At 61.5% G+C, this 20,468-nt stretch carries 19 protein-coding genes; 17 read left to right on the top strand and 2 right to left on the bottom strand.

The genetic code is table 11. The features are described 5' to 3' along the window. Positions 1-224 precede the first annotated feature (224 nt). From RAK1035_RS18785 to RAK1035_RS18735, 11 genes are all read left to right on the top strand, one after another. Positions 225-1,655 (top strand): Glu/Leu/Phe/Val family dehydrogenase, encoded by a 1,431-nt coding sequence (locus tag RAK1035_RS18785; RefSeq protein WP_008280435.1) that lies wholly within the window; start codon positions 225-227, stop codon positions 1,653-1,655. Between the two features lie 132 nt (positions 1,656-1,787). After that, positions 1,788-3,041 (top strand): sarcosine oxidase subunit beta family protein, encoded by a 1,254-nt coding sequence (locus tag RAK1035_RS18780; protein WP_008280434.1) that lies wholly within the window; start codon positions 1,788-1,790, stop codon positions 3,039-3,041. Between the two features lie 57 nt (positions 3,042-3,098). Further along, on the top strand, positions 3,099-3,356 hold the full coding sequence (locus RAK1035_RS18775) for a sarcosine oxidase subunit delta (protein ID WP_008280433.1): 258 nt from the start codon (positions 3,099-3,101) through the stop codon (positions 3,354-3,356). Then, complete coding sequence (locus RAK1035_RS18770) at positions 3,353-6,283, top strand: sarcosine oxidase subunit alpha family protein (RefSeq protein WP_008280432.1); 2,931 nt, start codon at positions 3,353-3,355, stop codon at positions 6,281-6,283. Before RAK1035_RS18775 ends, RAK1035_RS18770 begins: the two co-directional genes overlap by 4 nt. Then, positions 6,276-6,833, top strand: a complete 558-nt coding sequence (locus RAK1035_RS18765) for a sarcosine oxidase subunit gamma (RefSeq protein WP_037297432.1) — start codon at positions 6,276-6,278, stop codon at positions 6,831-6,833. The genes RAK1035_RS18770 and RAK1035_RS18765 overlap by 8 nt, the downstream gene beginning before the upstream one ends. 60 nt (positions 6,834-6,893) lie before the next feature. Then, entirely contained in the window at positions 6,894-7,181 is a 288-nt protein-coding gene (locus RAK1035_RS18760; RefSeq protein WP_008280430.1) for a hypothetical protein, read from the top strand. Between the two features lie 47 nt (positions 7,182-7,228). Further along, entirely contained in the window at positions 7,229-9,178 is a 1,950-nt protein-coding gene (gene dnaG / locus RAK1035_RS18755) for a DNA primase (protein WP_008280429.1), read from the top strand. A gap of 118 nt (positions 9,179-9,296) precedes the next feature. Further along, on the top strand, positions 9,297-11,282 hold the full coding sequence (rpoD, locus tag RAK1035_RS18750; RefSeq protein WP_008280428.1) for an RNA polymerase sigma factor RpoD: 1,986 nt from the start codon (positions 9,297-9,299) through the stop codon (positions 11,280-11,282). Between the two features lie 85 nt (positions 11,283-11,367). Then, on the top strand, positions 11,368-11,646 hold the full coding sequence (locus RAK1035_RS18745; RefSeq protein ID WP_008280427.1) for an HlyU family transcriptional regulator: 279 nt from the start codon (positions 11,368-11,370) through the stop codon (positions 11,644-11,646). A 337-nt stretch (positions 11,647-11,983) separates the two neighbouring features. Then, positions 11,984-13,213 (top strand): beta-ketoacyl-ACP synthase I, encoded by a 1,230-nt coding sequence (gene fabB, locus RAK1035_RS18740; protein ID WP_008280426.1) that lies wholly within the window; start codon positions 11,984-11,986, stop codon positions 13,211-13,213. 6 nt (positions 13,214-13,219) lie between these two features. After that, entirely contained in the window at positions 13,220-14,011 is a 792-nt protein-coding gene (locus RAK1035_RS18735) for an enoyl-ACP reductase FabI (RefSeq protein WP_008280425.1), read from the top strand. Between the two features lie 41 nt (positions 14,012-14,052). Here RAK1035_RS18735 and RAK1035_RS18730 read toward each other — a convergent pair whose 3' ends face one another. Next, entirely contained in the window at positions 14,053-14,844 is a 792-nt protein-coding gene (locus tag RAK1035_RS18730) for a calcium-binding protein (protein WP_008280424.1), read from the bottom strand. Positions 14,845-15,008: 164 nt separating this feature from the next. Here RAK1035_RS18730 and RAK1035_RS18725 point away from each other — a divergent pair, with 164 nt between their 5' ends. After that, complete coding sequence (locus RAK1035_RS18725) at positions 15,009-15,320, top strand: hypothetical protein (RefSeq protein WP_008280423.1); 312 nt, start codon at positions 15,009-15,011, stop codon at positions 15,318-15,320. Between the two features lie 65 nt (positions 15,321-15,385). Here RAK1035_RS18725 and RAK1035_RS18720 read toward each other — a convergent pair whose 3' ends face one another. Continuing rightward, entirely contained in the window at positions 15,386-16,261 is an 876-nt protein-coding gene (locus RAK1035_RS18720) for a glycosyltransferase family 2 protein (RefSeq protein ID WP_008280422.1), read from the bottom strand. A 114-nt stretch (positions 16,262-16,375) separates the two neighbouring features. On the opposite strand from RAK1035_RS18720, the gene miaB reads away from it, so the two are divergent. The 5 genes from miaB to ybeY all read left to right on the top strand — a co-directional run bounded on the left by miaB (position 16,376) and on the right by ybeY (position 20,433). After that, entirely contained in the window at positions 16,376-17,698 is a 1,323-nt protein-coding gene (gene miaB / locus RAK1035_RS18715) for a tRNA (N6-isopentenyl adenosine(37)-C2)-methylthiotransferase MiaB (protein ID WP_008280421.1), read from the top strand. Positions 17,699-17,921: 223 nt separating this feature from the next. Beyond that, positions 17,922-18,461, top strand: coding sequence for an OmpA family protein (locus tag RAK1035_RS18710; RefSeq protein WP_008280420.1), 540 nt, complete (start codon positions 17,922-17,924; stop codon positions 18,459-18,461). A gap of 12 nt (positions 18,462-18,473) precedes the next feature. Continuing rightward, positions 18,474-18,779, top strand: coding sequence for a hypothetical protein (locus tag RAK1035_RS18705; protein WP_037297429.1), 306 nt, complete (start codon positions 18,474-18,476; stop codon positions 18,777-18,779). A gap of 226 nt (positions 18,780-19,005) precedes the next feature. Then, the gene (locus RAK1035_RS18700) at positions 19,006-19,938 is read left to right on the top strand and encodes a PhoH family protein (protein WP_232279184.1); all 933 of its coding nucleotides are present in this window, start codon (positions 19,006-19,008) and stop codon (positions 19,936-19,938) included. A 6-nt stretch (positions 19,939-19,944) separates the two neighbouring features. After that, positions 19,945-20,433, top strand: coding sequence for an rRNA maturation RNase YbeY (ybeY, locus tag RAK1035_RS18695; RefSeq protein ID WP_008280416.1), 489 nt, complete (start codon positions 19,945-19,947; stop codon positions 20,431-20,433). The last annotated feature ends 35 nt before the right edge of the window (positions 20,434-20,468 follow it).

Genomic DNA, 20,468 nt, shown 5'->3' with positions numbered 1-20,468 from the left:
TTCGGACGAAAATGCAGAAGTTAATCAATCAAAATCAACAATGTAAAAGCTGGCGCTCGATTGTATGACCTTTGGCGACAAACACCCAAGGTGGCCCGAATCCGCCAAGGGGCGCGCTGGCGGCGGGTAGACAAACGGCTTTCATCGGGTAGCATACGAGTGCACCGGGGCTGCGCGCTACTTGGGCCAGTCGACAGAGCCGGGCTGCAACAGGGAGAGGACGAATGAACGCCAGCAAGGAACCGAGCTTTCGCGAAAGTGTGGATCTGATGTTCAATCGCGCGGTGGCGCTGATGGATCTGCCGCCGGGGCTCGAGGAAAAGATCCGCGTTTGCAATGCCACCTATACCGTGCGCTTTGGCGTGCGTTTGCGCGGACAGATCCACACCTTTACTGGCTATCGCAGCGTTCATTCCGAACATATGGAACCGGTCAAGGGCGGTATCCGCTATGCCATGGGCGTCAATCAGGACGAGGTCGAGGCCTTGGCCGCGCTGATGACCTATAAATGCGCGCTGGTAGAGGCCCCGTTTGGCGGTTCCAAGGGGGGGTTGCGGCTTGATCCGCGCCAGTGGGAAGAGCATGAGCTGGAGTTGATCACCCGGCGCTTTGCCTATGAGCTGATCAAGCGCGACCTGATCAACCCGGCGCAAAACGTGCCTGCCCCTGACATGGGCACGGGCGAACGCGAAATGGCATGGATCGCGGATCAATATAAGCGCATGAATACAACGGACATCAATTACCGCGCCTGCGTGACCGGCAAGCCGATCAATGCGGGCGGGATTCAGGGCCGGGTCGAGGCGACGGGGCGGGGTGTGCAATATGCGCTGCACGAATTCTTTCGTCATCCCGAGGATATCGCGGCGGCGAAGCTGTCGGGCACGCTGGATGGCAAGCGGGTGGTCGTGCAGGGGCTTGGCAATGTGGGCTATCACGCGGCCAAGTTTCTGAGCGAAGAGGATGGTTGTCTGATCACCGGGATCATCGAGCGTGATGGTGCTTTGGTTGATGCGAAGGGGCTGAATGTCGAAGCGGTGCGCAACTGGATCGCGCGGCATGGCGGTGTGGAGGGCTATCCCGAGGGGCAATTTGTCAAGGAGGGTGCCAAGGTTCTGGAACAGGCCTGTGACATTCTGATCCCCGCAGCGATGGAAGGGGTGATCAACCTGAGCAATGCCGCGCAGATCAAGGCATCCCTGATCATCGAGGCGGCGAATGGGCCGATCACGGCGGGGGCCGATGACATCCTGCGCCAGAAAGGCACGGTCATCATTCCGGATATGTACGCCAATGCAGGCGGTGTCACGGTGTCTTATTTCGAATGGGTCAAGAACCTGAGCCATATCCGCTTTGGCCGGATCGGGCGGCGACAGGAGGAAGCGCGGCATCAATTGCTGGTGACGGAATTGCAGCGGCTCAACCGGGGTTTGGGGGATGCTTGGGAAATGTCGCCCGATTTCAAGCAGAAATACCTCAAGGGTGCGGGCGAGTTGGAACTGGTGCGCTCGGGTCTCGATGACACGATGCGCACCGCGTATCAGTCGATGCGCGAGGTCTGGCACAGTCGTCAGGACGTGACGGACCTGCGCACGGCGGCCTATCTCGTGTCCATCGCCAAGGTCGCGGCGAGCTATCGCGCGATGGGGCTCTGACACGCTCGGGTCGCGCATGGGCCTGAAAATGGCGGGAAAGATGGCAGAGCTTCGGCTCTGCCATTGCTATTGATGGGTGAAGTTGGTTCAGTCGCGCCAGATTGGCGCAGAAAATGGCGCAAGGGGAGTGGCATGCGGTTTTCCGGCCTGCGGGTTTTGAAGGAAGGGCTGACCGGCAACAAGGGCTGGCAGGCGCATTGGCGCGATGCGACGCCCAAACCCGCGTATGACGTGGTGATCATCGGCGGCGGGGGGCATGGTCTGGCGACCGCCTATTATCTGGCCAAGCGGCATGGCATCACCAATGTGGCGGTGCTGGAAAAGGGCTATCTGGGCGGCGGCAGCGTGGGGCGCAACACCACCATCGTGCGCGCCAATTATTTCCTGCCGGGCAATTCGGAGTTCTACAGCCATTCCCTCAAGCTGTGGGAGGGTCTGGAAGAGGACCTGAATTACAACGTGATGCACAGCCAGCGCGGGCAGATCGTGCTGTTTCATTCGGACGGGCAGCGCGACGCCATTGCCCGACGCGGCAATGCGATGATCAATCAGGGCGATGATGCCGAATTGCTGAGCGTGGCGCAGCTGAAACGCATGGTGCCTTATCTCGATTATGATCAGGCGCGGTTTCCGATCCATGGCGGCCTGTTGCAGCGGCGCGCAGGCACGGCACGGCATGATGCGGTGGCTTGGGGCTATGCACGGGGGGCCAGCACGCGGGGCGTGGACCTTATTCAGAATTGTGAAGTGACGGGCATCGACATCGAGAATGGTCAGGTGCGCGGCGTGCAGACGACACGCGGGGCTATTCGTGCCAAAAAGCTGGCGATTGTGGTGGCTGGACGATCCAGCCAAGTGGCGGCAATGGCGGGGATGCGCCTGCCCATCGAGAGCCATGTTCTTCAGGCCTTTGTCACAGAAGGGCTAAAGCCCTGCATCGACCATGTCATCAGCTTTGGCATGGGACATTTCTATATCAGCCAATCCGACAAGGGGGGGCTGGTCTTTGGCGGGGATCTGGACATGTATGCCTCTTACGCCGCGCGGGGCAATCTGCCGATTGTCGAGCATGTGATGGAGGCGGGCATGACCTTGATGCCGATGATCGGCAATGCAAGCCTGCTGCGCAGTTGGGGCGGGATCATGGATATGTCGCCCGATGGTTCACCCATCATTGATCACGCGGGGATCGAGGGGCTCTATCTCAATTGTGGGTGGTGCTATGGCGGGTTCAAGGCGGTGCCCGGTTCGGGGGATGCGATGGCGCATCTTATCGCCACCGACCGCCCACATCCGGCGGCTACGGGATTCAGGCTGGACCGGTTCCGCACGGGCCGGGGGCTGATGGACGAAGAAGGCACCGGGGCGCAGCACAACCTGCATTGAGCAGCGCAGAGAGGGCGAAATCTTGAGTACTTTTGGAACGATGAAAGCGCGCGCGAAATGAGGCTGGGCTGTCCGATCTGTGGCGAGCGGGATCGTCGCGAATTCTATTATCAAGGTGCCGCGCTCGTGCGCCCCGAGGGTGAAGTCTGGAGCCCGGAGTGGGACGATTACATTCACAACCGCGACAATCCGGCGGGTGTGACGCGCGATCTGTGGCAGCATGAGCAGGGGTGCGGGGCCTGGCTGATCGTGACGCGCGACACGGTTTCGCATGCGGTGCTTGGCGTGGCGTTAGCGGCGGAGTTGGGCGCATGAGGATCGAGGACAAGGGCCTGATCGACCGCTCGCGCCGGGTGCAATTTCAATTCGACGGGCACCGCTATGAGGGGTTTGCGGGGGATACGTTGGCCTCGGCGCTTTTGGCCAACGGGGTGCGGATGGTGGCGCGGTCCTTCAAGTATCACCGCCCGCGCGGGGTGATGACCGCTGGCAGCGAAGAACCCAATGCCCTTGTGACGGTTGGGCGGGGGGCGGCACAAAGGCCCAATTTGCGGGCGACCACGGTCGAGTTGCATGAGGGTCTGGAGGCGCGCAGCCAGAACCGTTGGCCGACGCTGGGGCTGGATGTTCTGGCGGCCAACGATCTTTTTGCGCCATTCCTTGGGGCGGGGTTCTATTACAAGACGTTCATGTGGCCGCGTGCGTTTTGGGAGCGGGTTTATGAGCCTGTGATCCGCCGTGCGGCGGGTCTGGGCGCGTTGTCGGGGGATGCGGCAGAAGACAGTTATGAGCGCGCCTATGCCCATTGTGACGTTCTGGTGATCGGCGGCGGTCCTGCGGGCCTGATGGCGGCGCGGGCTGCGGCAGAGGCGGGGGCGGATGTGATCCTTGCCGAAGAGGACACGCGGCTTGGTGGGCGTCTCTTGGCCGAGACGGAAGAGGTTGACGGGCTGCCCGCTGTGGATTGGGTAGAAGAGATCGCGGCAGAGCTTGCGGCCATGCCCAATGTGCGGATCATGACGCGTACGGCGGTTACCGGCGTGTATGATGGCGGCACCTATGGAGCGCTTGAGCGGTTGGCACCTGATCTGGCCACGCGGCCCCATGCGCCCAAGGGGTGTTTTTGGCGGATCGTGGCGCGGCGCGCGGTGTTGGCGGCGGGCGCATTGGAACGGGCCATTGCCTTTCCCAACAATGACCGGCCCGGTGTGATGATGGCAGGGGCGGTGCGCGCCTATGTCAACCGCTGGGGCGTGGCACCGGGACAGAGCACGGTGGTCTTTGGCAACAATGACAGCGCGCATCGCACCGTCTCTGATTTGCAGGCGGCGGGGGTGCATGTGGCGGCATTGATCGACGCGCGGCCCTATGCGCGCTCTGCTCTGGACGTGCCGTTTTATCCCGGCGCGCAGGTCTGTGGCACGAGCGGGCGGCGTGGGCTTGAGGCGGTGACGATTTCCACGCAGCGGGGTGAGGATCGGATCGCTGCGGATTGTCTTGCGATTTCGGGCGGGTGGAACCCGACGGTGCATCTGGCCTGCCACATGGGCGCGCGGCCCGAGTGGGACGCGGCCCGACAGGCGTTTCTGCCGCCTGCGAATGCCGTGCCGGGGCTGTGTGCGGCGGGGGCGGCAGCGGGGGCGTTTTCCACCCGCGCCTGTCTGGAGAGCGGATTGGCTAAGGGCGCGCGCGCCGCGCAGGATCTTGGATTGCGCGCGCCGGATCTGGCCGCACCAATGGCAACTGACGCGGCCTATGACATCTTTCCGCTCTGGCATGTGCCGGGAAAGGGGCGTGCCTGGCTTGATTTCCAGAATGATGTGACGGTCAAGGATGTGGTGCAGGCGGCGGCCGAAAATTTCCGCTCGGTCGAGCATATGAAGCGCTACACGACGCAGGGTATGGCCCCCGATCAGGGCAAAAACTCGAATGTGGCGGCTCTGGCGGTGCTGGCCGAGGCGACGGGGCGCGGTATTGCCGAGACTGGCACCACCACATTTCGTCCGCCCTATGTGCCGGTTCCGATCGCGGCCCTGGGGGCAGGGGGGAAGGGCAAAGGCTTTGCCCCCGAACGGCGCACCACCTCGCATGCCGAAAGCGTGGCGCGCAATGCGCCGATGATCGAGGCGGGGCTCTGGTATCGGCCCAGCTATTTCCCGCAGAAAGGCGAGAATGCCTGGCGGCAATCTTGCGACCGAGAAGTGGCGATGGTGCGCAGCGCGGTCGGGATCTGCGATGTGTCCACCCTAGGCAAGATCGACGTGCAAGGCGCTGATGCGGCACGGTTTCTTGATTTCGTCTATACCAATATGTTCTCGACGCTGAAGGTGGGCCGTGTGCGTTATGGTCTCATGCTGCGCGAGGATGGGCATGTGATGGATGACGGCACCTGCGCGCGCATGGCAGAGACCCATTTCGTGATGACCACCACGACGGCTGCGGCGGGGCAGGTGATGCGGCATCTGGAATTCGTCTCGCAGGTTTTGCGGCCTGACTGGGATGTGCGCCTTGTTTCCGTGACAGAGCAATGGGCGCAATTCGCGGTGGCCGGGCCAAAATCGCGCGCCCTGCTGAATGGCATGCTGGACGCGCCGATTGACGAGGCGGGGTTTCCCTATATGGCCTGTGGGACGGCGCGGATTGGTGGGGTTGCGGGGCGGCTGTTTCGGATCTCGTTCTCGGGGGAGCATGCCTATGAAATCGCGGTGCCTGCGCGCTATGGGGCGGCGCTCTTTGCGGCTTTGGTGGCGCGCGCCGAAGAGATGGGCGGCGGGGCTTACGGGCTGGAGGCGCTTAATGTGTTGCGGATCGAGAAGGGGTTTATCACCCATGCCGAAATCCATGGCCGCGTCACCGCCTATGACATCGGGATGCAGGGGATGATGAGCGCCAAGAAGGATTTCATCGGCAAGGCGGCGGCCGCACGCCCGGGTCTGACGGACCCGGAGCGTGAGCGTATGGTGGGATTGAAGCCGGTGGGCGCGGTCAAGGAATTGCTGGCCGGCGCGCATATTTTTGACGAGGGCGCCGAAGCGGTTCGCACGCAGGATCGGGGCTATGTCACGAGCGCGTGCTATTCGCCCACGTTGGGGCATGTGATCGGCATCGGGTTTCTGCAGCGCGGACCAGAGCGGATGGGCGACCGGGTGCGCGTGGTGGATCATTTGCGCAAGTCCGAGACGATTTGCGAAGTGACGCCCCTTGTGGCGTTTGATCCAGAAGGAGGGCGGTTGCGTGGCTGACTTAAAGGCTCAGACCCCCTGCGCGGGGCTTTTGCCGGTGTCGGTGGGCGATCTGAGCCTGACCGAGATAAGGCCGGTGCGGATGACATCGCTGGCACCCTACCGGGGCTGCGTGGCGGCGCTGTCTGCGGCGATGCAGGCGGCGCATGGTGTCGCTTGGCCGGAACCGGGGCGTCTGACAGGGGATACGCAGGCGCGCGCCCTGTGGTTTGGGCGCGACATGGCGCTTTTGATCGGTCCGGAGCCTGAGGCCGGGTTGGCGGCGCATGCGGCGCTGACGGATCAGTCGGATGGCTGGGCGGTCGTGCAGTTGGAGGGGCGGCAGGCGGCCGAGGTTCTGGCGCGGCTCTGCCCGCTTGATCTGCGCGATGCGGTCTTTGCGCCGGGCCATACCGCGCGCACGGATGTGGCGCATATGGCCGGGTCGATCAGCCGGTTGGGGCCACAGCTTTGGCAGATTATGGTGTTCCGCTCGATGGCGGCGACACTGGTGCATGAGGCGGAAATCGCCATGCGCCGGGTCGCGGCGCGACAAAATTCCCCCATCTGAGGCGCTGACAGGGCCGAAAAACTGGCTTATGAGAGCGGGGTCTGAAAGAGAGGATCGCCAATGCGCCTGATGCTGAGTGCCGCCCTAAGCCTGATGCCTGCCATGGCCATGGCCGAAAACCCGATCTGTGCGCCCACGGGTGAAATCGTGGCGAGCGCCGTTGACGCGCGCAAAGCGGGTGAGGATGCCCCCGCTACGATCACCACGATCACAGCCGAAATGACGGGTGATATGGCCGTCTATGCGCCTGCGGTGCAGCCTTTGGTCGATTGGGTCTATTCGCTGGACGAGGCACAATTGGCCGAGGATGTGGCGGGCAGCTATGTCACGCAATGCGAGGCACAGTAACACCTCTGACCTCTGGACTCTGAGCGGCGCGCGCCCAATATAGGGGCATGAGCCTGCCCCCCGGATTTTTAGACGAGTTGCAAAACCGCCTGTCGCTCTCCCATGTGGTTGGGCGCAAAGTGACGTGGGACAATCGCAAGTCAAATCCCGGCAAGGGCGATATGTGGGCACCTTGCCCGTTCCACCAAGAAAAAACTGCGTCTTTTCATGTGGATGACCGCAAGGGGTTTTACTATTGCTTTGGCTGTCACGCCAAAGGCGATGCGATTGCATTTGTCCGTGAGACCGAGAATGTCGATTTCATGGAAGCGGTGAAAATCCTTGCGGCAGAGGCTGGCATGCCGATGCCCGAGCGCGATCCGCAGGCGCAGGCCAAGGCGGATCGGCGCGGGCAGTTGATCGAGGTGATGGAGCAGGCGGTCAAATTTTTTGGCCTGCACCTGCGCAGCGGGGCCGGGGCGGCGGCGCGTGACTATCTCAAGGGTCGCAAGCTGGCTGAGGCGACGCAGGCGCAATTCGACATAGGCTTTGCGCCCGATGGCTGGCAGGGGCTGTGGGAGCATCTGACGGGCAAGGGCGTGCCGCCCGACATGATCCTTGCCTGCGGTTTGGCCAAGGAAAGTCAGAAGGGGGGCAAGCCCTATGACACGTTTCGCAACCGGATCATGTTTCCGATCCGGGACGCGCGCGGGCGCTGCATTGCCTTTGGCGGGCGGGCAATGGACCCGAGTGACCCGGCCAAGTATCTGAATTCGCCGGAAACCGAGCTTTTTGACAAATCTCATACGCTCTACAATCATGGACCTGCGCGGGAGGCATCGGGCAAGGGCCAAACGCTGATCGTGGCCGAGGGGTATATGGATGTGATCGCCCTTGTGGCGGCGGGATTTGGTGCGGCGGTGGCCCCCTTGGGCACGGCTGTGACCGAGCATCAGTTGCAGCTTATGTGGCGGATCAGCCCAGAGCCGGTGATTGCTCTTGATGGCGATACGGCGGGGCTGCGCGCGGCCTACCGGGTGATTGATCTGGCGCTTCCGCTGTTGGAGGCGGGCAAATCGCTGCGGTTTGCGTTGATGCCCGAGGGCAAAGACCCGGACGATCTCTTGCGGTCCGAGGGGGCGGGCGCGGTGCAGGGGCGGATTGATGCGGCGCTGCCGATGGTGCAGCTTTTGTGGCAGCGCGAGACCGAAGGGCGCGATTATGACAGCCCCGAGCGTAGGGCGGCGCTCGACAAGGTGCTGCGTGAAAAGATCATGTTGATTCGCGACCCGTCGATTCGCAGCCATTACGGGCAGGCGATCAAGGACCTGCGGTGGCAGTTGTTCAATCCGCGCCGGAGCACCGGTTTTACGCCCCGTGCCCGTGGTGGCAAATGGCCGCCGCCGGAACCGGCGCGGGCGGCGACCAAATCCTCGCTCTTGGTGGCTGCGGGCGGGGATGGCACGGTGCATCTGCGCGAGGCGGTGGTTCTGGCGACGCTCATCTCTTGCCCGTCCGTGGCCGCGCGGTTCGAGGCAGGTCTTGAAAGGCTTGAGTGTCGTGACCCTGATTTGGCCCGGCTGCGGGACCTGATCCTGCGCCATGCGGTAAGCGGTGCCGAGGGCTTGCGCGCCCGGATTGAAGCCGAGATCGGATCGGCACCCCTTGAAAAGCTGATGACTTTGCCCCATGTCGCGCTCATCCCGCCGGTGCGGCGCCCCGGAGATGAGGAGCTTGCCATCCTGACCCTGACCGAAGAATTTGCCAAACTGACGGCCCAACGTGGCTGGATGGCAGAGCTGTCCGAGGCGACCGAGGACATTGAGGGGCTTGTGGACGAGTCACTGACGTATCGTCTGGGGCAGGCAGCCGAGGCGCGAAATCGTGCTGTGCGCAGCCAGCAAGAGGACCGGGCGGAATATGATTTGGGCGAAAATGGCGCGCGGATCAAACGAGATGAGAAACAACAGTTCGACGCCTTGCTCGACAAGATAACCTTTTCTAAACCGGGAAGATGATTGTTTTCGTAAGGAAGCGCCGAATAAATCAGGGTAGACGGGTGTGCGAATCAACAGAACACGCTATTGATTCGGGTCAACCGAATCACCCGCCCCGCCCATAGCCGAGGAGTCATTCATGGCCGCCAAAGATACCGACGACGATAAGCCAGAGGAAGCCGAAGCCGAGGTTTCGCTCGACATGAGCCAGGCGGCGGTCAAGCGGATGATCGCGGAGGCGCGGGAAAAGGGCTTTATTACCTATGACCAGCTGAACGAGGTTTTGCCCCCGGATCAGGTGTCGTCGGAACAGATCGAAGACGTGATGTCGATGCTCTCGGAGATGGGGATCAACATCATCGAGGCCGAGGATGCGGAAGAGGAAGAGGGGCGTTCGACCGCCGTTGCCGAGATCGGGCGACGGGGCGAGATCACCCTTGGCTCGGGCAAGGAAGAAAAGCTCGACCGTACAGATGACCCGGTGCGGATGTATCTGCGCGAGATGGGATCTGTCGAGCTTTTGAGCCGTGAGGGCGAGATTGCCATCGCCAAGCGGATCGAAGCCGGGCGCAACACAATGATCGCAGGTCTCTGCGAAAGCCCGCTGACCTTTCAGGCGATTACCATCTGGCGCGACGAACTTTTGGGTGAAGACATCCTGTTGCGCGATGTGATCGACCTTGAGGCCACGTTTGGCACGCAATTGGGCGACGAAGACGCCGAGCCGGTGGTGGGGGCTGCCAATGTGACCAGCGCCCCCGGCGGTATGGGGCGTGATGACAGTGAGCCTGATCTGGATGCCGATGGCAATCCGATCCATTCCGACGACGATGACGAGGACGACGAACAGGCCAATATGAGCCTTGCGGCGATGGAAGCCGCGCTCAAGCCGCGCGTTCTGGATACGCTGGACCGGATCGCGGCGGATTATGCCAAGCTGAGCGAGATGCAGGATAGCCGGATTTCGGCCACGCTGAACGAGGATGGATCGTTCAGCCGCGAGCAGGAAGCCACCTATCAGACCCTGCGCAGCGAGATTGTCGAGCTGGTTAACGAGCTGCATCTGCACAACAACCGGATCGAGGCGCTGATTGATCAGCTTTACGGCATCAACCGCCGGATCATGCAGATCGACTCTGCCATGGTCAAACTGGCCGATCAGGCGCGTATCAACCGTTCTGAATTCATTGAAGAATATCGCGGTCGCGAGCTTGATCCCAACTGGTTGGACGATATGGCCCGCAAGGCCGGGCGCGGCTGGCAGATGTTCATTGAGCGCAGCCCTGAAAAGGTAGCCGAGTTGCGCGCCGACATGGCGCAGGTGGGGCAGTATGTGGGTTTGGACATTTCCGAATTCCGCCGCATCGTGCAGCAAGTGCAGAAGGGCGAGAAAGAGGCGCGCCAAGCCAAGAAGGAAATGGTCGAAGCCAACCTGCGTCTGGTGATTTCGATTGCCAAGAAATACACCAACCGTGGCCTGCAATTCCTTGATCTTATTCAGGAAGGCAATATTGGCCTAATGAAGGCGGTGGATAAGTTCGAGTATCGCCGGGGCTATAAATTCAGCACCTATGCGACCTGGTGGATCCGTCAGGCGATCACCCGCTCGATCGCGGATCAGGCGCGCACCATCCGGATTCCGGTGCATATGATCGAGACGATCAACAAGCTGGTGCGCACGGGTCGTCAGATGCTGCACGAGATTGGCCGCGAACCGACGCCCGAGGAACTGGCCGAAAAGCTGCAAATGCCGCTGGAAAAGGTCCGCAAGGTGATGAAAATCGCCAAGGAGCCGATTTCGCTCGAGACGCCGATTGGCGACGAGGAAGACAGCCAGCTTGGTGATTTCATTGAGGATAAAAACGTTATTCTTCCGTTGGATAGCGCTATTCAGGACAACCTCAAGGAAACCACGACACGGGTTCTGTCATCGCTCACACCGCGCGAAGAGCGGGTGTTGCGGATGCGGTTTGGTATCGGCATGAACACCGATCATACGCTGGAAGAGGTGGGGCAACAGTTCTCTGTCACCCGCGAACGTATCCGGCAGATCGAAGCCAAAGCGCTGCGCAAGCTGAAGCATCCGAGCCGGAGCCGCAAGCTGCGGAGTTTTCTGGATCAATGAGCTGGGTGAAAGCCCACGTTTGAAAACAGGGGGTTATGGGGTGCGCAATGAATGCGCACCCTAGGGTGCATAATCTGGAGGCCGTATGTCGATCCTGTCGCGATTGTTTGGGGGCAAGCCCAAAGCAGAGCCTGAGGCGCAGCCGGAAATATATAAGGATTTCCGTATCTTCCCCGCGCCACAGGCGGCAGACGGGGGATACCGCGTGGCGGCGCGGATTGAAAAGGACATCGCGGGCGAGGTGAAAGTTCACCAGCTTTTGCGGGCCGATACCATTGCCAGCCTTGATGAGGCGCGGGCGTTTTGCGTGCGCAAGGCCAAGCAGGTTATCGACGAGCAGGGCGAGGCAGTTTTCCGCAAATAGGCGAATGCGCTGGATATGCGAGGCCCCGGATCAGGCTCGGATCAGGCCCGGTGCGGGCATCTGGCGCGTGTAATCTCTGTAAGGTTTGTCAGGGGATTATGTAAGGTCGCGGCCTCGTGCTGCGTCTTGTGCGATGCGCGGGCGGGCGGTTGTCGGAGGCTTAACCTTTGCGGGCGTGCGGGGCGTTAACCTATGAAGCCCGCGCTTGCATATCTGGCCGGGCTTCTGCGCAAAGGGTGACCAGTGCGCGCGGTGTTGCGCGGATCGTCCCGCTAACCGCTTGCCCCTCAAGTCACGCTGTCTTACAGAGGCTGTAACAAAGCAGAGGGAGGCACCCATGCGTCGTGTCGTCGTCACAGGTCTGGGGATCGTCTCCAGCATTGGCAACAACGCCCAAGAGGTTCTGGCATCGCTCCGAGAGGGGCGCTCGGGCATCACCGCGAATGAGGCTATGGCCGAGCATGGCTTTCGCAGCCGGGTGGCCGGGGCGATCAAGCTCGATGTGACCGAGCATGTGGACAAGCGCGCGTTGCGGTTCATGGGGGGCGGGGCGGCCTATGCGCATATCGCCATGGCGCAGGCCATTGCCGATGCGGGGCTTGAGGAAAAAGACGTGATCAACCCGCGCACCGGGGTTGTTGCGGGATCGGGCGGGCCATCGACCAGTGCCATGCTGGCGGCGCATCAGGTGGCGCTGGACACCGGATCGACCAAGCGGATCGGGCCGTTTGCTGTGCCCAAGACCATGTGTTCGACGATTTCGGCCAATCTGGCGACGTCCTACAAGATCAAGGGTCTGAACTATTCGATCACCTCGGCCTGTTCCACAAGCCTGCATTGTATCGGCCATGCCGCAGAGCAAATCATGTTCGGCAAGCAGGATGTGATGTTTGCGGGTGGTGGAGAGGAATTGGATTGGTCGCTGTCGTGCCTCTTTGATGCGATGGGCGCGATGTCGTCCAAGTACAATGACACGCCCGAGACTGCGAGCCGGGCCTTTGACGTGGGGCGCGACGGGTTCGTGATCTCGGCGGGGGGCGGTATTGTCGTGCTGGAAGAGTTGGAGCGGGCGAAGGCGCGCGGGGCCAAGATCTATGCCGAAGTGACGGGCTATGGCGCGACGTCGGATGGGGCCGATATGGTGGCACCTTCGGGCGAGGGCGGCGAGCGCGCGATGCGGTTGGCGGTGGCGACACTGCCTGAGGGACGCCGCGTGAGCTATATCAACGCGCATGGCACCTCGACGCCTGTCGGCGATGTGGGCGAGGTTGAGGCGGTGCGCCGGGTCTTTGGGCAGGGCAGCACCCCGCCGATCAGTTCCACCAAGTCGATGACAGGGCATTCCCAAGGGGCCACCGGCGCGCAAGAGGCGATTTACTGCCTTTTGATGCTGGAAAACGATTTCATTGCCCCGTCGATCAATGTTGAGACGCTCGATCCGGCCCTTGATCCGGCCGAGATTGCAACGGTGCGGGTGGACAAGGCCGGGCTGGATACGGTGATGACGAATTCCTTTGGTTTTGGCGGCACCAATGGCTCGATGTTGCTGAGCAAATTTCACGGGTGAGATGAGATGACGATTGCGATGCAGGGCAAGCGCGGCCTGATCATGGGGGTGGCCAATGACCGCTCTATCGCTTGGGGCATTGCACGGGCGATGCATGCGGCGGGGGCGGAGCTGGCCTTTTCCTATCAGGGCGAGAATTTCGCCAAGCGGGTGGAGCCCTTGGCGGCGAGCGTTGGCTCTGACCTGCTGCTCGATGTCGATGTGACCGATGATGCCTCGCTTGATGCGGCCTTTGGGGCGCTGGCGGGGCGGTGGCCGACGATTGATTTCGTGGTGCATGCGGTGGCTTATTCCGACAAGTCGGAATTGACCGGGCGGTTCCTGAACACCAGCCGCGCCAATTTCAAGCATTCGCTGGAAATCTCGGCCTATTCTCTTATCGAGGTGGCGCGGCGCGCCTATCCGATGATGAAGGATCAGGGCGGTTGTCTGCTGACCCTGACCTATCAAGGGTCGAACAAGGTTGTGCCGAATTACAACGTGATGGGCGTGGCCAAGGCGGCGCTGGAATCGGCGACGCGCTATTTGGCGAATGATCTGGGGCCGGATGGTATCCGCGTCAACGCGATCAGCCCCGGCCCGATGAAGACGCTGGCAGGGGCCGCGATTGGCGGCGCGCGCAAGACGTTTCGCCACACCGAGCTGAATGCGCCGATGCGCGCCAATGCGACGCTCGAGGCTATTGGTGGCACGGCGGTTTATCTGGCGTCCGATGCGGGGGCCTGCACCAGCGGTGAGGTCATCCATGTTGATGGCGGCTATCACGTGCTGGGGATGCCGCAGGCCGAGAACCTCTGATCAGGGTCACGCCCCCGCCGGTGGCGGGAGCGCGCAAGACGTCACAGGATGAAATCATCCGAGTCGAGCTGTGACAGGCTGAAATTGCGCAGGGTGAGTTCATGCGCGCCGAAGTCGAGCACGACATCGCTGCCCGAGATGCGGGCGGCGCTGAGCACATCATCGAAATCGTTGAGGCCGCTGATGCCGGTGAGGTCGATCTGATCATCGCCGGGCTCAAAATCGGTGATGACATCGCGCCCGAATTTGAAGACGAAAGTATCGGCCCCCACGCCGCCGGTCATCAGGTCATTGCCGTGGCCACCGTCGATGAAATCATTGCCCTCGCCACCCGAGAGCACGTCACGGCCACCGCCGCCACGCATCACATCATTGCCTTCGCCACCAAAGAGGCGATCCGCGCCGGCCCCGGCGTTCATCACATCGTCGCCGGAACCGCCGTGCATCACGTCATTTCCGGTGCCACCGTTCATTGTGTCATTGCCTTCGCCGCCGAACATCCGGTCATTGCCGGTGCCGCCATCGAGGCGGTCGTTGCCTTCGCCTGCATCGAGCGTGTCGTCGCCATCCCCACCAAAGAGCCTGTCATCGCCGCTTTCGTCGGTGAGGCGGTCATTGCCGAGACCGCCCAAAAGCGTGTCTTCGCCCTTGCCGCCCGCGATGGTGTCATTGCCTGCACCACCGTCGAGGCGGTCGCCGTCGTCATTGCCATTGATGGCATCATTGCCCCCGCCGCCAAAGATCGTATCGTTGCCGTCAAGGCCGGTGATTTGATCCGCAAAGGCGGTGCCGACCAAGCGGTCGGCGCTGTCGGTTCCTGTCAGTCGAGCCATGGTGCTGGTCCTTTTTTAAGCGCCGCTCTTTGGCGCGGTTGCGTTCCTATTCCCGGATCGCAGTGATCCGGGATGTCAGGTGAACGCTGTGCCGCGGGGTTTATTCCCGGGTCTGGCCGAATTCTTGCCACAGTCTTGCCATGTGGATTTGGAAGGTAGCGGGCATGACACATATCCGCCATTTTGCCGATCCCGCCGAAAGCAAAACCGCCGCCCGTGCGCGCCGCGCGCGGCGCTGGACATGGGTGGCAGGGGTCTCCTTGGGGGTTTGTGGGCTGTTGGCGATCTGGCAAGAGCGGGCGCTGGCACCGGGGGTGCATGACGGGATGCAGCGTCTGGTGGCGCAGGCGCAGGGCGTGATGGACGGCAACGAGGCCGTTCGTGCCCTGCTGGCCGGTGTGGATGGCGGCGTGGACGTGGCCAAGGATGCCGGGCTTGCGCCGCTCACCGCGCTGTTGCTGAGGGCGACAGAGTAAAGCGTTCTGGCGGATCGTTGAATGACCAGAACGCTTTGACTAGGTGCGTTCGCTTTCAGCCGTGCTTAGAACCATTGTCCCGGTTCCATCAGCCCCAGATCGAGCAATTGCCGCGAATGCCACTCGAACGGGATGGAGTTGCGCCATTTGAAGCTGTGGATGTCAAAGGTCGAGCCGGGGTTGCGCTTGAGCGCCTTGGCGGTGCGAAAGGACACGATGGCGCTGGTAAGGTTGTGGTGCCACGGGCAGGCGTAGGTGTTGTATTCCTCGTCCGAGAAGGTGTGATCCTCGCGCAAGCTTAGTTCCGGTTTGGCACGGAAAATCGCGATGCGGTCGATCTTGCGGCGTTTGGCGGGGATGTGTTCCTCGTAGCGCCACCGCAGGCCGCCGTAGAAATCAAGCTGCCGTTCTCTGGGGTGGTTGTGGTTCTCGGGGTCGGGACGGGCGAGGGCGTAATAGCCGGACTTGTCCATATGCGCGGCCTCAAGGGACACGGCATCGGGATAGCGATCCAGATCGCCGGCGTAGAGGTCGATCACATAGGTCAGCATCGCATCGCGGCGTTCTTCGGTGTGAAAGGCCAGCATTTCACCCACGGTGCGGGTCTCGCAGAAGGGGTAGAACAGGTATTCGGCGTTGTAGCAGTAATACATCCAAAGGCCGGGGGCGGCGGCGATAACCGCATTCACGGCCTCGGTCAGGGTATCGCCGGAGGACAGATCATGGCGAATCCGGCTGAGGCCGGGCGCCTCGGCCACGTCGCGGGCCAAGGCGAAATTGTCGGGGGCAAAGAGCAGCACGGCGGCAAAGCCGGTGTCGAGATGGTGACGCAAGGTGGAGTTGAGTTCGCTTTCATCCTCGGCAAAGACCATGGCGATGGGCCCCTTGGCCAGCGCCTTGCCGGGGTTGGCGAGAAAGGTCTTGAGATCGGGGGCGGTCATGCGCGGCTTTACCCTTGGTTTTGGATGCAGAATCCGCCAAACGCAGAGGCATTGCAAGTGCCCTCTCCCCTGATGTAGTCAGACATCTTGAACCCAAGGGCGGAGGCCGGGCGCATGGCGGATGTGAAAAAGCTCTATATCAAGACCTACGGCTGTCAGATGAATGTCTATGACAGCGAGCGTATGGCCGAGGCCATGGGCGGGTCTGGGTATGTCGAGACGCAAGATCCGGCTGAGGCCGACATGATCCTGCTCAACACCTGTCATATCCGCGAAAAGGCGGCGGAAAAGGTCTATTCCGAACTGGGGCGGATGAAGCAACTCAAGCTGGACAAGCCCGATTTGAAGATCGGGGTAACGGGCTGCGTCGCACAGGCCGAGGGTGAAGAGATCATGCGCCGTCAGCCGCTGGTCGATCTGGTGGTGGGGCCGCAGAGCTATCACCGTCTGCCCGAGATGGAGGCGCGGGTGCGCGCAGGGGAAAAGGCGCTCGATACCGAGTTTCCGATTGAGGATAAGTTTGACACGTTGCGGCACCGGCCAAAGGCGCGGCGCGGGCCAACAGCGTTTTTGACGGTGCAGGAAGGTTGCGACAAGTTCTGCGCGTTTTGCGTGGTGCCGTATACGCGCGGGGCCGAGGTAAGCCGCCCGGCTAGCCGCGTGCTGGAGGAGGCGCGCGACCTGGTCGAGCGCGGCGTGCGCGAGATCACGCTTTTGGGTCAGAACGTCAATGCCTATCACGGGGCCGGTGAGGGGGGCGATTGGGGCCTTGCGCGGCTTGTCTGGGCCTTGAGCGAGATTGACGGGCTGGAGCGTATCCGGTTCACGACAAGCCATCCCAATGACATGGATGATGATCTGATTGCCGCGCATGGGGAGTGCGCGAAGCTGATGCCCTATCTACATTTGCCGGTGCAATCCGGGTCTGACCGTATCCTTAAGCGGATGAACCGCAGCCATACCGCCGAAAGCTATCTGCGGCTGATCGAGCGCATCCGCGCGGCGCGGCCGGATATCCTGTTGTCGGGGGATTTCATCGTCGGGTTTCCCGAGGAAACGGATGCCGATTTTCAGGCGACGATGGAGTTGATCGAGGCGGTCAACTATGGGTCTGCGTTTTCGTTCAAATATTCCACCCGTCCCGGCACGCCCGCTGCCGAGCGTCCGCAGGTGCCCGAAGAGGTCAAGACCGAGAGGCTCTATCGTTTGCAAGAGCTCATCACCCGTCAGCAGCGCGCCGCACAAGATGCGATGGTCGGGCGCAGGGTTGGGGTGCTCTTTGAAAAGGCGGGGCGGATGCCGGGGCAAATGGTGGGCAAGTCGGATCATTTGCATGCGGTGCATGTCACGGGGGATGTCGCGATTGGCGATCTGCGTCAGGTCGAGATCATCGAGAGCGGCCCCAATTCATTGGCCGGGCGTTTGCTGTCCTCTTGATTCTTGGGCGATTTTCGTATGCTTTGGGTGAATTGTGGCCAGAGCGTGGCATTGTTTCCTTAAGGGACACAATATGTGGTGAAATTTGCTTCACTTTAAGCGAAGACTTGATACTATTTGACATGATTAAGTGGTTGGGGGCCTTTCTTTCGGCTTCTATCCGGGGGGCAATAAAAGGACTGGGGTCGTGACGAAAAGGATTTCGAATACGCTTCACGCGGTCATGCGGGGGGCGAGTGCCATTGCTCTTGGTGTCGCGGTGATGGCGAGTGGCGCATCCGCGCAGCAACAGCGGACTGTCGTCGGTGAGCGGTATATTCCAACTATCTGGGTGGACCCCGATGGGTGCGAACATTGGGTGATGGATGACGGGGCTGAGGGCTATATGAGCCCGCATGTGACGCGCCAAGGTATTCCGGTGTGTCGCGAGGTCAATCTCTGCGGCGTTGTCAACACCGACCAGCTTTTTGCAACGGACAGCGCGCGTATCCACGCCTCTGGGCAGCAGCGCCTGCGAGAGTTTTTCCAGCAGGCCGGGGCGGTATCCTATACCATCGTTGGCCATACCGACAGCCGCGCATCGGATGAGTACAACATGGACCTGTCGCTGCGGCGGGCCAATTCTGTTGCTGCGGTTGCCCGCAGCAGCGGCGCAAGCATCGCGGATGTCCGCGGCTATGGCGAGCGGGTGCCCAAGGCGTCGAACAACACCGCCGAGGGCATGGCGCAGAATCGCCGTGTCGAAATCCTGTGCTGGCGCTGAGGGGGCTGTGCAATGAAAACCTATAAATTAGCACTCGCCCTGCCTATCGTCGGGATGTTGGCTGCCTGTGACGCGGGGCCGGACAAGACAGTGGACCGCAATATCTTTGACCGCGGGCATCTGAGCCAGATGCAGGCCGGCATTTGGGTTGATCCCAACGGCTGTGACCATTGGATCATCGACGATGGCGTCGAGGGGTATCTGTCGCAGCGTTTGGACAAGTTCGGCAAGCCGGTCTGTTCGGGTGTCGCCCCGCCGACCGTGGCGACGGGCAATTTCAAAGGTGGCTCGACAAGCCTGATCGGCGATCCGATTTGATCGGGCTTGCCCGATATGCTGAACCAATGTGCGGGCCCGGTGTGGCCCGCATTTTTTTCGCCGGTTTTCACGGAATCGTGGCTGGCTGCTTGCGCAGGCGGCGGCATCTTGGCACTGTAAAGGGGAACCTCTGACCCCGTGGGAGATATGCTTGGGTAACAACGCGCCGCCCCCCGCCGCCGATCTGGGCACTTTGCAAGAGTCCGTGATCGAATTCCCCGACAACATGCTGCTGATTGACCTCTGCGGCGAATATGATCGAAACCTAGCCGAAATCGAGCGTAAGCTGGCGGTGCAGATTGTCCGGCGCGGCAATCACTTGTCGGTTTTGGGCGAGGATGGACCGGTGCGTGAAGCCTCGGGCGTGTTGCAGGCGCTGTATTCCCGGCTGGAGAGTGGGCGTGCGGTTGAGAGCGGCGATGTGGACCGCGAATTGCGCATGGGCGGATCGGAGGTCGAGACCGGCGCACATGCGGGTGATCAGCTTGAGATGTTCAAAAGCGGCCCGGTCGAGATCAAGACCCGCAAGAAATATGTGGAGCCGCGCACCGAGGCGCAGAAATCTTATGTGCGGTCGTTGTTTGCGCATGAGCTGGCGTTTGGCATCGGGCCTGCGGGCACCGGCAAGACCTATCTGGCGGTGGCTGTAGGGGTCAATATGTTCATCGAGGGGCATGTGGACCGCATCATCCTGAGCCGCCCGGCGGTCGAGGCGGGTGAAAAGCTGGGCTATTTGCCGGGGGATATGAAGGACAAGGTCGATCCCTATATGCAGCCGCTTTATGATGCGCTGAACGATTTTCTGCCCGCCAAGCAGGTGCAAAAGCTGATCGAAGAGAAAAAGATCGAGATTGCGCCCTTGGCGTTCATGCGCGGGCGCACGCTGTCGAATGCCTTTGTGGTGCTGGATGAGGCGCAGAATGCGACCTCGATGCAGATGAAGATGTTCTTGACGCGCTTGGGCGAAGGCAGCCGGATGGTAATCACTGGCGACCGCACGCAAATCGACCTGCCGCGCGGTGTTCCCTCGGGGCTTGCCGATGCGGAGCGGCTGTTGACGCGGATTCCGCAGATCAGTTTCAATTACTTCACGTCCAAGGATGTGGTGCGGCATCCGCTGGTGGCCGCGATCATCGAGGCCTATGAGGCGGAAGGTTAAGACGCCATGCTGTGCGATGTGGTGATCGAGGACGACCGCTGGCAGGCGGCGGCGCTGGAGGATTTGGCCGAACGCGCCGCAAGAGCCACGCTGGAGCATCTGGCGATGGACCCCGAGGATTGGGAAATCAGCATTCTGGCCTGTGATGATGCGCGGATTGCAGTGCTGAACGAGGATTTCCGCGACAAGCCGCAGCCGACCAATGTGCTGAGTTGGCCCAGCGAAGAGAGGGCGGCGGAGGTGTCGGGGGTACGCCCTGCGCCCCCCATGCCTAGCCCCGATCCGGAACTGGGGGATATTGCGATTGCCTGGGACACCTGTGTGCGTGAGGCGGCAGAGGGCGAAAAACCGCTGGCGGACCATGTGACGCATCTGATCGTTCATGCGGTGTTACATTTACTAGGCTATGATCACGTGCGTGACCAAGATGCCACTCTCATGGAAACAACTGAGGTGGAGATACTTGGCAAACTTGGGGTCAGTGACCCATATTAACCGTGCTGGGGCCCTGTGCCCCGTCACCTGGAAAG

It is taken from the genome of Roseovarius sp. AK1035 (assembly GCF_003288315.1).
Taxonomy (GTDB): Bacteria; Pseudomonadota; Alphaproteobacteria; order Rhodobacterales; family Rhodobacteraceae; genus Roseovarius; species Roseovarius mucosus_A.
The sequence above is the reverse complement of the archived record's forward strand: the minus strand, read 5'-3'. Positions and strand labels throughout refer to the sequence as shown.

Coding starts and splice junctions, on each gene's coding strand:
- RAK1035_RS18785 (WP_008280435.1), top strand. CDS start 225: ATGAACGCCAGCAAGGAACCGAGCTTTCGCGAAAGTGTGGATCTGATG.
- RAK1035_RS18780 (WP_008280434.1), top strand. CDS start 1,788: ATGCGGTTTTCCGGCCTGCGGGTTTTGAAGGAAGGGCTGACCGGCAAC.
- RAK1035_RS18775 (WP_008280433.1), top strand. CDS start 3,099: ATGAGGCTGGGCTGTCCGATCTGTGGCGAGCGGGATCGTCGCGAATTC.
- RAK1035_RS18770 (WP_008280432.1), top strand. CDS start 3,353: ATGAGGATCGAGGACAAGGGCCTGATCGACCGCTCGCGCCGGGTGCAA.
- RAK1035_RS18760 (WP_008280430.1), top strand. CDS start 6,894: ATGCGCCTGATGCTGAGTGCCGCCCTAAGCCTGATGCCTGCCATGGCC.
- dnaG (WP_008280429.1), top strand. CDS start 7,229: ATGAGCCTGCCCCCCGGATTTTTAGACGAGTTGCAAAACCGCCTGTCG.
- rpoD (WP_008280428.1), top strand. CDS start 9,297: ATGGCCGCCAAAGATACCGACGACGATAAGCCAGAGGAAGCCGAAGCC.
- RAK1035_RS18745 (WP_008280427.1), top strand. CDS start 11,368: ATGTCGATCCTGTCGCGATTGTTTGGGGGCAAGCCCAAAGCAGAGCCT.
- fabB (WP_008280426.1), top strand. CDS start 11,984: ATGCGTCGTGTCGTCGTCACAGGTCTGGGGATCGTCTCCAGCATTGGC.
- RAK1035_RS18735 (WP_008280425.1), top strand. CDS start 13,220: ATGACGATTGCGATGCAGGGCAAGCGCGGCCTGATCATGGGGGTGGCC.
- RAK1035_RS18730 (WP_008280424.1), bottom strand. CDS start 14,844: ATGGCTCGACTGACAGGAACCGACAGCGCCGACCGCTTGGTCGGCACC.
- RAK1035_RS18725 (WP_008280423.1), top strand. CDS start 15,009: ATGACACATATCCGCCATTTTGCCGATCCCGCCGAAAGCAAAACCGCC.
- RAK1035_RS18720 (WP_008280422.1), bottom strand. CDS start 16,261: ATGACCGCCCCCGATCTCAAGACCTTTCTCGCCAACCCCGGCAAGGCG.
- miaB (WP_008280421.1), top strand. CDS start 16,376: ATGGCGGATGTGAAAAAGCTCTATATCAAGACCTACGGCTGTCAGATG.
- RAK1035_RS18710 (WP_008280420.1), top strand. CDS start 17,922: ATGCGGGGGGCGAGTGCCATTGCTCTTGGTGTCGCGGTGATGGCGAGT.
- RAK1035_RS18705 (WP_037297429.1), top strand. CDS start 18,474: ATGAAAACCTATAAATTAGCACTCGCCCTGCCTATCGTCGGGATGTTG.
- RAK1035_RS18700 (WP_232279184.1), top strand. CDS start 19,006: ATGCTGCTGATTGACCTCTGCGGCGAATATGATCGAAACCTAGCCGAA.
- ybeY (WP_008280416.1), top strand. CDS start 19,945: ATGCTGTGCGATGTGGTGATCGAGGACGACCGCTGGCAGGCGGCGGCG.